This window comes from Burkholderia sp. 4NA327C6, from assembly GCF_005502655.1.
Lineage (GTDB): Bacteria > Pseudomonadota > Gammaproteobacteria > Burkholderiales > Burkholderiaceae > Burkholderia > Burkholderia contaminans.
This window is the reverse complement of sequence record NZ_SCNZ01000056.1, coordinates 35,980-48,380: the sequence shown is the minus strand read 5'-3', so window position 1 is coordinate 48,380 and position 12,401 is coordinate 35,980. Positions and strand designations below refer to the sequence as shown.

The 12,401-nt window shown below is 67.6% G+C and carries 10 protein-coding genes and 1 pseudogene; 2 read left to right on the top strand and 9 right to left on the bottom strand.

Features of this window, described 5'->3' with window-relative positions; all coding sequences use genetic code 11:
- From FFS49_RS35970 to FFS49_RS35960, 3 genes and pseudogenes are all read right to left on the bottom strand, one after another.
- A pseudogene (locus FFS49_RS35970) lies at positions 1–167 on the bottom strand (multidrug transporter); the annotation flags it as partial.
- Positions 167–3,367 carry an efflux RND transporter permease BpeB gene (bpeB, locus tag FFS49_RS35965; protein ID WP_039368427.1) on the bottom strand — a complete coding sequence of 1,067 codons (3,201 nt, stop codon included), beginning with the start codon at positions 3,365–3,367 and terminating at the stop codon, positions 167–169. The gene bpeB and the pseudogene FFS49_RS35970, both read right to left, overlap by 1 nt.
- A 15-nt stretch (positions 3,368–3,382) precedes the next feature.
- Positions 3,383–4,657: an efflux RND transporter periplasmic adaptor subunit gene (locus FFS49_RS35960; protein WP_046543586.1), complete on the bottom strand. Its 1,275-nt coding sequence runs from the start codon at positions 4,655–4,657 to the stop codon at positions 3,383–3,385.
- A gap of 401 nt (positions 4,658–5,058) precedes the next feature.
- Here FFS49_RS35960 and FFS49_RS35955 point away from each other — a divergent pair, with 401 nt between their 5' ends.
- The gene (locus FFS49_RS35955; RefSeq protein ID WP_011353051.1) at positions 5,059–5,700 is read left to right on the top strand and encodes a TetR family transcriptional regulator; all 642 of its coding nucleotides are present in this window, start codon (positions 5,059–5,061) and stop codon (positions 5,698–5,700) included.
- A 100-nt stretch (positions 5,701–5,800) separates the two neighbouring features.
- Here FFS49_RS35955 and FFS49_RS35950 read toward each other — a convergent pair whose 3' ends face one another.
- The gene (locus tag FFS49_RS35950; protein WP_105815815.1) at positions 5,801–6,466 is read right to left on the bottom strand and encodes a cysteine hydrolase family protein; all 666 of its coding nucleotides are present in this window, start codon (positions 6,464–6,466) and stop codon (positions 5,801–5,803) included.
- A 162-nt stretch (positions 6,467–6,628) separates the two neighbouring features.
- Here FFS49_RS35950 and FFS49_RS43020 point away from each other — a divergent pair, with 162 nt between their 5' ends.
- Positions 6,629–7,645: a helix-turn-helix domain-containing protein gene (locus FFS49_RS43020; protein ID WP_071335011.1), complete on the top strand. Its 1,017-nt coding sequence runs from the start codon at positions 6,629–6,631 to the stop codon at positions 7,643–7,645.
- 42 nt (positions 7,646–7,687) lie between these two features.
- Here FFS49_RS43020 and FFS49_RS35940 read toward each other — a convergent pair whose 3' ends face one another.
- The 5 genes from FFS49_RS35940 to FFS49_RS35920 all read right to left on the bottom strand — a co-directional run bounded on the left by FFS49_RS35940 (position 7,688) and on the right by FFS49_RS35920 (position 12,398).
- Entirely contained in the window at positions 7,688–8,395 is a 708-nt protein-coding gene (locus tag FFS49_RS35940) for an SRPBCC domain-containing protein (RefSeq protein WP_039360656.1), read from the bottom strand.
- Positions 8,396–8,423: 28 nt separating this feature from the next.
- Positions 8,424–8,783, bottom strand: coding sequence for a DUF427 domain-containing protein (locus FFS49_RS35935; RefSeq protein ID WP_039360653.1), 360 nt, complete (start codon positions 8,781–8,783; stop codon positions 8,424–8,426).
- A gap of 132 nt (positions 8,784–8,915) precedes the next feature.
- Entirely contained in the window at positions 8,916–9,353 is a 438-nt protein-coding gene (locus FFS49_RS35930; RefSeq protein ID WP_046544517.1) for a carboxypeptidase-like regulatory domain-containing protein, read from the bottom strand.
- Between the two features lie 105 nt (positions 9,354–9,458).
- A complete protein-coding gene (locus FFS49_RS35925; protein ID WP_039360645.1) occupies positions 9,459–10,940 on the bottom strand; it encodes a DegQ family serine endoprotease in 1,482 nt (493 codons plus the stop codon).
- A 111-nt stretch (positions 10,941–11,051) separates the two neighbouring features.
- Positions 11,052–12,398, bottom strand: coding sequence for an ATP-binding protein (locus tag FFS49_RS35920; RefSeq protein ID WP_039360642.1), 1,347 nt, complete (start codon positions 12,396–12,398; stop codon positions 11,052–11,054).
- Positions 12,399–12,401: the final 3 nt, after the last annotated feature.

Genomic DNA, 12,401 nt, shown 5'->3' with positions numbered 1-12,401 from the left:
CCGTTCGCGCTGCGCGCGCCGGCCGCACCCGGCTGCGTCGCGTAGACGCCGCCGGCCGGGTACGCCTGCGCGACGGGCGCATCGGGCCGCTTGTAATGCGGCGCCATCGTGCAGCCCGTGGCAAAGAGCGCGACCGCGATTGCAGTCAAAGCGTGTTTTTGCATCATCACTGTCCCTTGTTGCCTTCGTCGCCGTTGCCCGGCTTCTCTTCATGGTGCGAGTGCTCCTGAGCCAGGCGCAGCGCCTCGTCGACGTCTTCCTTCTCGCCGCTGAAGATCGCACGGATCTTCACGAAGAACATCGGGATCATGAAGATCGCGAGGAACGTCGCCGTGATCATCCCGCCGATCACGCCCGTACCGATCGCGTGCTGGCTGGCCGAACCCGCGCCGTTGCTGATCGCGAGCGGCATCACGCCGAGAATGAACGCGAGCGACGTCATCAGGATCGGACGCAGCCGCAGGCGCGCCGCTTCCAGCGCGGCCTCGATCGGCCCCATCTTCTCCGTCATCTGCAGTTCGCGCGCGAACTCCACGATCAGAATCGCGTTCTTCGCGGACAAGCCCACGGTGGTCAGCAGGCCGACCTGGAAGAACACGTCGTTCTCGAGGCCGCGCATCGTTGCCGCGAGCAGTGCACCGATCACGCCGAGCGGCACCACCATGATCACCGAGAACGGGATCGACCAGCTTTCATACAGTGCCGCGAGACACAGGAACACGACGAGGATCGAGATCGCATACAGGATCGGCGCCTGCGAACCGGACTGGATTTCCTGGAACGACAGGCCGGTCCACGAATAGCCGATACCGACCGGCAGCTTCTTCGCGATCTGTTCCATCGCCGCCATCGCCTGACCGGTCGACTTGCCCGGTGCGGCCTGGCCCTGGATTTCCATCGCCGACACACCGTTGTAGCGCTCGAGCTTCGGCGAACCGTACGTCCAGTGACCGGTCGCGAACGAACTGAACGGCACCATCCCGCCCGACCCGTTGCGCACGTACCAGATGTTCAGGTCTTCCGGCGTCATCCGGAACGGTGCGTCTGCCTGCACGTAGACCTTCTTGATCCGGCCATCGGTATCCAGGAAGTTGTTCACGTACTTCGACGCCCACGCGATCGAGAACGTCTGGTCGATCGCATCCGCCGTCACGCCGAGCGCGTTCGCCTTCTCGCGATCGATGTCGACCTTGTACTGCGGCGTATCGTTCAGGCCGTTCGGACGCACACCCTGCAGCGTCGGATCCTTCGAGGCCATCCCGAGCAGCTGGTTACGCGCGGCCATCAGCGCATCGTGGCCGAGGCCCGCGTTGTCCGTCAGCTCGAAGTCGAAGCCGGCAGCGGTGCCGAGTTCAGGAATCGACGGCGGGTTGAACGGGATCACGATCGCGTCCTTGTAGCCCGCGTAGCGCCCGAACATCCGGCCGATCAGCGCCTGCACCTTCTGGTTCGCATGCTGACGCTGCGAGTAGTCCTTCAGGCGAACGAACACGAGACCGGAGTTCTGGCCGCGGCCGGCGAAGCTGAAGCCGTTGACCGTGAACGCCGATTCGACGATTTCCTTCTCGTCCTTCAGCAGGTAGTCGGAAATGTTCGCGAGCGTCTTCGCGGTCGTTTCCTGCGTCGAGCCCGACGGCGTCTGCACGATCACGAACATCAGGCCCTGGTCTTCATCGGGCAGGAACGACTTCGGCAGGCGCACGAACAGCAGGCCGACCGCGACGATCACGACCAGGTAGATGATGAGCCAGCGGCCCGAACGCTTGATCACGTGGTGCACGCCGACGTGGTACTTGTCGCGGCTGTTGTTGAACGTGCGGTTGAACCAGCCGAAGAAGCCCTTCTTCTCTTCGTGATGCCCTTGCGGGATCGGCTTGAGGATCGTCGCGCACAATGCCGGCGTCAGAATCAACGCGACGAGCACCGACAGCACCATCGCCGACACGATCGTCAGCGAGAACTGACGATAGATCGCGCCGACCGAGCCGCCCGAGAATGCCACCGGCACGAACACCGCCGACAGCACGAGCGCCACGCCGACGAGTGCGCCGGTGATCTGGCCCATTGCCTTGCGGGTCGCCTCCTTCGGTGACAGGCCCTCTTCCGCCATCACCCGCTCGACGTTCTCCACGACCACGATCGCATCGTCGACCAGCAGGCCGATGGCGAGCACGAGGCCGAACATCGACAGCGTGTTGATCGAGAAGCCCACCATCGACATGATCGCGAACGTGCCGAGCAGCACCACCGGCACCGCGATCGTCGGGATGATCGTCGCCCGCAGGTTCTGCAGGAACAGATACATCACGAGGAACACGAGCACGATGCCTTCGAGCAGCGTCTTGACCACTTCCTCGATCGACAGCTTCACGAACGGCGTCGTGTCGTACGGGTACTTCACGACGAGACCGTGCGGGAAGAACGGCGCCAGTTCGTCGATCTTCGCGCGCACGGCCTTCGCGGTCGCCAGCGCGTTCGCGTTGGTCGCGAGCTGGATACCGAGTGCCGCGGTCGGCTGACCGTTGTACTTCGTGTCGAAGTTGTAGTTTTCGCCGCCGAGTTCGAGCTTCGCGACATCCTTCAGGCGAACCTGCGAGCCGTCCTGGTTGACCTTCAGCAGGATGTTGCCGAACTGCTCGGGCGTCTGCAGCAGCGTCGATTCGGTGATCGTCGCCTGCAGCATCGTGCCCGGCGTGGACGGCGTGCCGCCGATCTGGCCGCCTGCGATCTGCACGTTCTGTGCGGAGATCGCGGTCGACACGTCGACCGGCGTGAGGCCGTAGTTCGTCAGCCGGGTCGCATCGAGCCAGACCCGCATCGCGTACTGCGAGCCGAACAGCGTGACGGTACCGACGCCGTTCAACCGGCTGATCGGGTCCTTCACGTGCGACGCCACGAAGTTCGCGAGGTCGTACTTGTTCATGCTGCCGTCTTCGGAGTTGAAGGCGAGCACCAGCAGGAAGCTGCTGCTCGACTTCGTCACCGACAGGCCGAGCTGCTGCACGACCTGCGGCAGAATCGGCGTCGCGAGCGACAGCTTGTTCTGCACCTGGACCTGCGCGATGTCGGCGTTGGTACCGGGCGCGAAGGTCAGCGTGATCGTCGCGTTGCCCGAGTCATCGCTGGTCGACGACATGTACAGGAAGTTGTCGAGACCGCTCATCTGCTGCTCGATCACCTGCGTCACCGTGTCTTCCACCGTCTTCGCGGAAGCGCCCGGGTAGTTCGCGGTGATCTGGATCGAGGGCGGCGCGATCGTCGGATACTGCGAGATCGGCAGCGTGAAGATCGCCGCAACCCCGGCCAGCATCAGGATGATGGCGATCACCCACGCGAAGATCGGGCGATCGATAAAAAACTTTGCCATGAAACAGGCTCCCTGTTATTGCGCGCTCGAAGCAGCGGCAGCACTCGCCGGCGCGGCGCCCGATGCGGCAGCACCGGAAGCGGCAGCGGCGCCGGAACCGGCGGCAGCCGGCGCGGCGGTGGCGGCGGCGCCCGATGCGGCTCCGGCCGCCGGTGCGAGCTGTGCCGGTACCGACTTCACGGTCGCACCCGGGCGCACCTTCTCGCCGCCCTGCACGATCACGTGGTCGCCCGCTTGCAGACCGCCTTCGACGATCCAGTTCGGGCCCTGCATACCGGTGGTCTTCAGCGGACGCGGCTCGACCTTGTTGCTGGCGTTCACCACCATCGCGATCGCCTGGCCCTTCTGGTCATGCGTGACGCCGATCTGCGGCACCAGGAATGCGTTCTCGTTCACGCCTTCCTCGATCCGTGCGCGCACGAACATGCCCGGCAGCAGCACGCGGCCCGGGTTCGGGAACACCGCGCGGATCGTCACCGAACCGGTGGCCTGGTCGACCGTCACGTCCGAGAACTGCAGCTTGCCGGCTTCCGAATAGGTCTTGCCGTCTTCCAGGATCAGCGACACCTTCGCGGCGCCCGGGCCGCTCGTCTTCAGGCGGCCGCTCTGCACGTCCTGACGCAGCTTCAGGCCTTCGAGGCTCGACTGCGTGAGGTCGACGTACACCGGATCGAGCTGCTGCACCGTCGACATCAGCGTCGCCTGGCTCGCCTGCACGTACGCGCCCGGCGTCACTTGCGAGATGCCGACGCGGCCGGTGATCGGCGACACGACGTCGGTGTAGCCGAGGTTGATCTGCGCGGTATCGACCGCCGCCTTGCCGGCCGCGACGTCCGCCGCTGCCTGGCCCTGCGTGGCCACTGCGTTGTCGTAGTCCTGCTTGCTGACCGCGTTCGCGGCCACCAGCACCTTGTAGCGCGCGACCAGTGCGTTCTGCGTGACGAGGTTCGCCTGCGCCTTCGCGAGCGTTGCCTTCGCACTGTTCAATGCGGCGATGTACGGCGCCGGATCGATCTTGTACAGACGCTGGCCGGCCTTCACGTCGGTGCCTTCGGTGAATTCGCGGCGCAGCACGATGCCGTCGACCCGCGCGCGCACCTGCGCGACGAGGAATGCGCTGGTGCGGCCCGGCAGTTCGCTGAAGACCGGTACGGCTTGCGGTTGGACGGTGACGACGCCGACTTCCGGCGTTTGCGGCGGCGGTGCCGATTCTTTTTTCCCGCACGCGGCCAGGAAAACGGCGGCCGTCGCGACAGTGATTAAGCGGTATGGAACCCGTTCGACGCGCATGGAGCGACCTCTGTGTATAACCAATGGAATAAGTGCCGCACCCGACCGGAGGGAGCGCAACACGGATGCGCCTCACGGCGCAGATCGAACACCTGAAATACTGGACTGCTAGATACAGCAAGCGGCACGAAACCTCCGTGCCGACAGGTTGCCCCGCACTGCGGACTGTTACTTTGGCGGGAATCAGCAGAGTGGGATATTAACTGATTGCCACTTGGGTCATTCGATCGTAGGGTGGTATTGTATATACATTCATGAATGTATGTAAAAAGCCCGTTTGTGCCTCGCCTGCTGTCCAGTCTTACAGATTGTTACCAACCGCAAGCATAGCCAGTCTATATGACTGCGCCGAGGGTTGCAGACCCTATATTCACCTACGATCATTCCAATCAGGCCTGCACATGGTCAGACGTACCAAGGAGGAGGCGCTCGAGACGCGCAATCGCATTCTCGACGCCGCCGAACACGTGTTCTTCGAGAAAGGCGTGTCGCACACGTCGCTCGCGGACATCGCGCAGCATGCCGGCGTGACGCGCGGTGCGATCTACTGGCATTTCGCGAACAAGAGCGAGCTGTTCGACGCGATGTTCGACCGCGTGTTTCTGCCGATCGACGAGCTGAAGCGGATGCCGCTCGACGCGCCGGGCGGCAATCCGCTCGAGAAGATCCGGCAGATCCTGATCTGGTGCCTGCTCGGCGTGCAGCGCGATGCGCAGTTGCGCCGCGTGTTCAGCATCCTGTTCATGAAGTGCGAGTACGTCGCGGATCTGGAGCCGCTGCTCCAGCGCAACCGTGCGGGGATGAGCGAGGCGCTGCACGCGATCGACGCCGATCTCGCGGGGGCCGTGCGGCTCAAGCTGCTGCCCGAGCGGCTCGATACCTGGCGCGCGACGCTGATGCTGCACACGCTCGTCAGCGGTTTCGTGCGCGACATGCTGATGCTGCCCGACGAGATCGACGCCGAGCAGCATGCGGAAAAGCTCGTCGACGGCTGTTTCGACATGCTGCGCTACAGCCCGGCGATGCTGAAGGACGGTGACTGACCGCGCAACGAGCGGTCGTCTGCGGCGTTGTGTGTTTCATCGGGCGGCGCACCGACCTCGCCAACGCGCTGCCCGCGCCCGCTCCCATCTCCCTCCTGTTTCAGGCCGCCTTCGCGCGCTGCGCGCGAGCCCGCCGGTTCGACGCGGCGACCGAATCGCGCTTCGGCATCGGCGCACCGGCCAGTCCCGCGATCCACGCGTCGGTCGACATCACGGCCGCGAAGTTCGACTGGAACACCACCGAGTACGCGCGGTGAATCTCCTCGGCGCTCGCCGCGCCCGCTTCGTTCTCGTACGGCAGCGTGCCCGTCGCGTCGTCCAGGTACTCGACATTCAGCCCCGCGTGCGCCGCGTGATAGACCGTCGACGCATTGCAGTTGTGCGTCATGTAGCCGGCCACCGTGAGCGTGTCGATCCCGTGCGCGTCGAGCCACGCGGCGAGGTCGGTACCGGCAAACGAGCTTGCCTGCTTCTTCTCGATCAGGTGCGCATACGGCCGGCCGGCAACGACCGCGTGCAGCGCGACGCCGTCGGAGCCGGGCGCGAAGATCGGCGCGCCGGCCGGTGCGACGTGCTGGACGACGATCACCGGCACGCCGGCCGCGTGCGCGGCATCGATCGCGCGGCCGATGTTCGCGAGCGACACGTCGAGCGGCGGATATTCGATCGGCAGGTTGCCCGTCACGTATTCGTTCTGGACGTCGATCACGATCAGGGCGCGACGGGAAACGGCTTGGGAAGCGGAATGCGGGACGGCGTTCGACATGGCGGGCTCCTGGTCCGGGGGCGCGGCCCCGCCCCGGAACGGGACGGCCAGCGGCGCGATGCGATGCGATGCGATGCATTGTCGGCGCGCATCGTTCGCGCGGACAGTGGCCCGATAGCCATTCTTCGATAAAATCGGGCCATTGCCATTCCGGAGCCCGCCATGACCGCCGCCGCCCCGTCCATCCGGACCGCCCAGCCTGCTCCGACCGTCGTTGCCGTGATCGCGTATGACGGCATCAGCCCGTTCCATCTGTCGGTGCCGTCGGTCGTGTTCGGCAAGGAGCGCGACGCGGCCGCCTCGCCGGCGTTCGAGTTCCGCGTCTGCTCGGCCGAACGTGGCCCGCTGTCGACGACGGGCGGCTTCACGATCACCGCGCCGTACGGGCTCGACGGGCTCGACGATGCGGACATCGTCATCGTGCCGGCATGGCGCGACCCCGACGAAGCGCCGCCCGACGTGCTGCTCGACGCCGTCCGCGCGGCCGCCGCGCGTGGCGCGCAGCTCGTCGGGCTGTGCCTCGGCGCCTACGTGCTCGCCGCGGCCGGCCTGCTCGACGGCCGCCCGGCCACCACGCACTGGGCGTGGGCCGACGATTTCGCACAACGCTTTCCGCGCGTGAAGCTCGATCCGGACGTGCTGTACGTGGACGACGGCAACCTGATGACATCGGCCGGCACGGCCGCCGGGCTCGACTGCTGCCTGCACGTCGTCCGGCTGCGCTTCGGCTCGGACGCCGCGAACCGGATCGCGCGCCGCCTCGTGATCCCGCCGCACCGGCAGGGCGGGCAGGCGCAATACGTGCCGCAGCCGGTCGCCGCGCACCCGCGCGATGCGCGGCTCGCAGGCCTGCTCGACTGGGTGCGCGCCCACCTCGACGCCGCACACAGCGTCGATTCGCTCGCCGAACGCGTGCTGATGAGCCGGCGCACGTTCACGCGCCACTTCCGGCAGGCGACCGGCACGACCGTCACCGCGTGGCTGCAGGCCGAGCGGCTCGCGCGCGCGCAGCATCTGCTGGAAACCACCGGGCAATCGATCGACGCAATCGCGCAGGCGGCCGGCTACGGGTCGAGCGTGTCGCTGCGCCAGCATTTCGCGGGCACGCTCGGCACGTCGCCGTCGGCATATCGAAGGGAATTTCGCGGCGCCGGAGCCGGCGCCGATGTCGCGCGGTAACACGCGCGGCGAGCAGGCCGCGCGGCGGAACCGGCCGGCCGCTCAGCCGACGTTGAACCAGCGCGCCGCGTAAAGCAGCAGCGCGACGAAGACGATCATCGCGGCCCACGCCCACACGGGCACCGTGCCGGCGTCGCGATGCGGGAGCGCGCCGGCGGCACGCCCGGTCAGCGCGCTGCCGAGGTGCGGCGGCAGCGCACGCTTCGTCGCGGCCACCAGCGACGCCGGCCGCAGGAACACGTGCTGGCGCCGCGGCGCGGCCGAGCGCGCGCGATTCGGTGCAAGCCCGTGCTTCGCCTGCACGACCGCGCAGAATTCACGGAAGAAATCGTCGGTCCATTCGCGCAGCGTGTTTTCGATCTGCCGCCCCGGCAGCTCGGTGAGCGGGCCGCTCGCCGTCGCCCAGACCACGTACTCGATGCGCGTGGCGTTCGCGTCGTCATCCGGCATCAGCACGAGTTCGACCTGGCCGCGCAGCGCGCCGAGCCCGTCGGCCCGCGCCTTGAAGTTGAGCACGCGGCGCGGCCGCCCTTCCGCGTCACCCTGCTCGGCGGCCGCATGCGCACGCACGTCGTAGCGGGCACGCAGCGGGCCGAGCGGCACCGTGATCGTCAGCGCAAACGCGCCAGGCGCAAGCTTCTCGAAGGATTCGCAATGCTCGAAGCTCGCGCGCAGCAACGCGAGATCCTCGAATGCCTCCCGCACGACGGGCGGGGCGAGCGGTATGCGCAATGTGTCGTTCAGTTCCATGACGCCTCCCCGATGAACACGCGCCGCATCAGGACGTCTCGACGAGACTGTCGATCCGTGCAGCGTCGAAGGCAACGTAGTGCGCGAGCGCCGACGCGGCCTCGTTCGGTTCCTCGTAACTCCATGCGGCGTTCTCGATCACGCCGTCTTCGGTCTGCAAGTCGAAGTGCACGGCCTCGCCCCTGAACGGGGAGGTCGACGTGACGCCTGATTTCACGAGCCGGCGCATGTTGACGTCGCGGCGCGGCAGGTAGTGGGTGTCCGGCAGACCCGTTTCGCGCACGGTCAGCGCGCCGTGCGAATCGGCATACGTGATGCCGCGATGGATCACACGCACGCGATGGCGGTTCGGCACGATTTCGAGGCGAGGGTCGGCTGCGTCGGACATCGTTTCTCCTTGGGGCGGCCAGGCCAAGCCGGGCTCAGGAAACGAAAAAGCCACGGCACGGGTGCCGTGGCTTTCATTATGGGCGAAACCGCCGCCGAATGCGCAACCCCGGCCGGGGCCGCGCGCGGCGGGCTACTGCGCGCTCCACTGGAAGGCGGTTTTCGCGCCGCCCTTCGTGCCGACCGTGACGGCGTGGGATTCCTCGTTGCCCTGGTACGACGCCTGCACCGTATAGCGGCCCGGCGGCACCTTCACGAGCATGTACGGCCCGCGCGCGTCGGTCTTCAGCACTTCGGTACCCTTGCCGTCGACGATCCGCACATGGACGTCGGCCAGGAACTCGCCGCCCTTGCCGGTGAACCGCAGCGCCAGCGGCCAATTCGGCTCGTTGCGCTGGAACGCCGTCGATTCGTCCAGCCCGACGCCGCCGGACACGAAGGTGACGTCGCCCTGCTGGCGCGCGGCGGGCAAGCCGTCCGACTGCGCGTACGCGCCGGTCGCGCCGGCTGCGAGGCCGGCGGCCAGCGCCGCGGCGACGGCAAATCGGGACACGTTGCGTAGATATTGCATGGCTCTCTCCTTGGGGTCGGAACACATACAGGGCGCCGCGTCACACGTTCCGAACGGCGGCGGCGCCCGCCGCGGCCGGCCTGGCCGGCCGTCGGCCGTGGCCGGTCAGCTCAGGTCGACCGGCACGAAGATCTGCGCATTATCGCGCTGGATCAGTAGAGCAAGACTGTTGCCCGCGCCCTTGACCGCATCGCGCAACTGCTCGGGGCTCGTGACCGGACGGCCGTTGACCGCGAGGATCACGTCGCCGGGCTGGATGCCCGCGTTGGCCGCCGGGCCACCGGCCTGCTGCACGATCAGGCCGTGCGACAGGTTGCTGGCACTGCGCTCCTGCGGCGACAGCGGACGCACCGCGACGCCCAGGCGCCCCTGCTCGACCGGCCCGCCGTCGTTCGACGCGAGCTTCGCGTCGGCCATCGCGCCGAGCGTCACGCTGATCGACTTCTTCGACTTGTCGCGCCAGATCTGCAGGTCGGCCTTCGAACCCGGCTTCAGGTTCGCGATCTGCGCGGGCAGCGACGTCGAATCGGCGACCGGCGAGCCGTTGACCGACAGGATCACGTCACCCGGCTGCAGGCCGGCCTTCGCGGCCGGGCCGTTCGCGTCGACCGAGCTGACGAGCGCGCCGTCCGGCTTCTGCAGTCCGAACGAGCTCGCGAGCGTCTGGTTCAGCCCCTGCACGGCAACGCCGAGGCGGCCGCGGCTCACGTGGCCCGTCTTCACGAGCTCGTCCTTCACCTTGATCGCCTCGTTGATCGGGATCGCGAACGACAGGCCCTGGAAGCCGCCCGTCTGCGAGTAGATCATCGAGTTGATGCCGATCACCTCGCCCTGCAGGTTGAACAGCGGGCCGCCCGAGTTGCCGGGGTTCACCGGCACGTCGGTCTGGATGAACGGCGTGTAGTTCTCGTCCGGCAGCGCGCGCGACTTCGCGCTGATGATGCCCGACGTGACCGTGTTGTCGAAACCGTACGGCGAGCCGATCGCGACGACCCACTGGCCGACCTTGCTCTGCGCCGGGTCGCCGATCTTCACGGTCGGCAGGCCGCTTGCGTCGATCTTCAGCACCGCGACGTCGGACTGCTTGTCGGAGCCGACGACCTTCGCCTTGTATTCGCGCTTGTCGGTCAGCTTGACCGTGACGACGTTCGCGCCGTCGATCACGTGCGCATTGGTAAGGATGTACCCGTCGGAGCTGATGACGAACCCGGAACCGAGGCTCGCGCTCGGCTGGTCGTCCGGCTGCGCGTCGCCGCCCATGCCCGGCACCTGGCCGTAGAAGTGCTTGAAGAACTGGTAGAACGGATCGCTCGGGTCGATCGGCAGCTGCGGCTGCGGCACGCGCCGCGACACCTGCTTCACGACGTGCTTCGCACTGATGTTCACGACCGCCGGGCCGTAGGTCTCGACCAGCCCGGAGAAATCGGGAATGCCGGTCTTCGCGGCCGCTTCGGCCGGCATCAGTGCGGCCTGCGCGGGCGTGATGATCTGCGGATCGGCGCGGCGGGTGCCGGCAACATAACCTGCGGACAGGGCGGCCGCCACGGCGACCGCGACGGCGCCGCGCGCAAGGAATCGGGTGTTCATCGTAGGACCTCCTCTTTGTTAGGACGCAGCGTAACGACCCTGGCTTAAAGGAGGCTTAATCAGCCTTAAGCGGGGCTTAAGCGGCCGTCGCCGCCCGCCGCGGAGCGTTCTTCACGCGGATTCGGACGGCTGCGGCGCCTCGGCCGGCATCTCGGCGTCGCGGAACACGACGCTGACGAGCAGGCCGCCCGCGGCCGCATCGCCGAGTGACACCGTCGCGCCCTGCTGCGCGGCCACGCGCTTGACGATCGCGAGCCCGAGCCCGCTGCCCGCCACGTCGGTGCGCGCCCGCGCGGAGCTGTCGCGGTAGAAGCGGTCGAACACGCGTTCGCGCTCCTCGGCCGGAATGCCGGGCCCGCTGTCGCCGATCTGCACGCACGCGCGGCCGGCCGCGTCGCGGGTCAGCGACACGTCGATGCGGCCGCCGTCAGGCGTGTACTTCACCGCGTTGTCGAGCAGGTTGCCGAACATCACGCGCAGCGCGCCGACGTCCGCGACGACGCTCGCCGCGCGCGTCTCCTCGAAGCCGAGATCGATGTCGCGCCGTTGCGCGAGCGGCGCAACCGCGCCCACGCATTCTGCGAGCAGCGCCTGCAGGTCGACCGGCTCGCGCATCGTCGCGCCATCCGGTTCCGCGCGGGCGAGCGCAAGCAGTTGCTCCGTGAGGCGCGTCGCACGCGACACGCCATCCTGGAGATCCGCGACCGCCTCGCGGCGCGACGCGTCGTCCTTCGCGCGGGCGACGAGCTGCGCCTGGATCTGCACGGCCGCGAGCGGCGTGCGCAGTTCGTGCGCGGCGTCGGCCACGAAGGCCTTCTGCGTGTCGAGAGCGGCCGCCAGCCGCGCGAGCAGCCCGTTCAGTGCCCGGACGAGCGGCTGCACCTCGAGCGGCAGGCGCCCATCGGGCAGCGGATCGAGCGCTTCCGGCCGGCGCGCCTCGACCGCGCGCGTCACGCGGCCGAGCGGCGCGAGCCCGCGCCCGACGATCCCCCACACGGCCGCGCCGAGGAACGGCAACAGCACGATCAGCGGCCACAGCGTGCGCAGCGCGACGTTCGCCGCGAGCCGGTTGCGCACCGACAGCGGCTGCGCGAGCTGCACGACGTTGTCGCCGACGATCGCGCCGTACACGCGCCATTCGCCGCGATCGGTGCGTTCGGTCGAGAAGCCGAGCTCCGCGCGCGGCGCGATCGGTGCACGCGGATGCGAGAAGTACATCAGCACCCCGTTGCGGTTCCAGATCTGGATCACGATGCCTTCTTCGCCGTTGGTGCGCGAACCGAACACCTGCGAGAACGGCTCGGACGGCAACGCCGCGGCGATTTCCTGCAACTGGTAGTCGAACAGTTCGTTCGCCTCGGCGAGCGCCTGCCGGTAGATGAGCCAGCCCGCGATGCCCACGCCCGCAACGACGATCGCGAGCAGCCAGATCAGCAATTGATGACGAATCGACCTCACGCG

Bases quoted from the DNA above. Each gene is read 5' to 3' on its own strand.
- bpeB (WP_039368427.1), bottom strand. From the start codon at position 3,367: ATGGCAAAGTTTTTTATCGATCGCCCGATCTTCGCGTGGGTGATCGCC.
- FFS49_RS43020 (WP_071335011.1), top strand. From the start codon at position 6,629: ATGACCGCCGCCGCCCCGTCCATCCGGACCGCCCAGCCTGCTCCGACC.
- FFS49_RS35930 (WP_046544517.1), bottom strand. From the start codon at position 9,353: ATGCAATATCTACGCAACGTGTCCCGATTTGCCGTCGCCGCGGCGCTG.
- FFS49_RS35960 (WP_046543586.1), bottom strand. From the start codon at position 4,657: ATGCGCGTCGAACGGGTTCCATACCGCTTAATCACTGTCGCGACGGCC.
- FFS49_RS35935 (WP_039360653.1), bottom strand. From the start codon at position 8,783: ATGTCCGACGCAGCCGACCCTCGCCTCGAAATCGTGCCGAACCGCCAT.
- FFS49_RS35925 (WP_039360645.1), bottom strand. From the start codon at position 10,940: ATGAACACCCGATTCCTTGCGCGCGGCGCCGTCGCGGTCGCCGTGGCG.
- FFS49_RS35950 (WP_105815815.1), bottom strand. From the start codon at position 6,466: ATGTCGAACGCCGTCCCGCATTCCGCTTCCCAAGCCGTTTCCCGTCGC.
- FFS49_RS35940 (WP_039360656.1), bottom strand. From the start codon at position 8,395: ATGGAACTGAACGACACATTGCGCATACCGCTCGCCCCGCCCGTCGTG.
- FFS49_RS35955 (WP_011353051.1), top strand. From the start codon at position 5,059: ATGGTCAGACGTACCAAGGAGGAGGCGCTCGAGACGCGCAATCGCATT.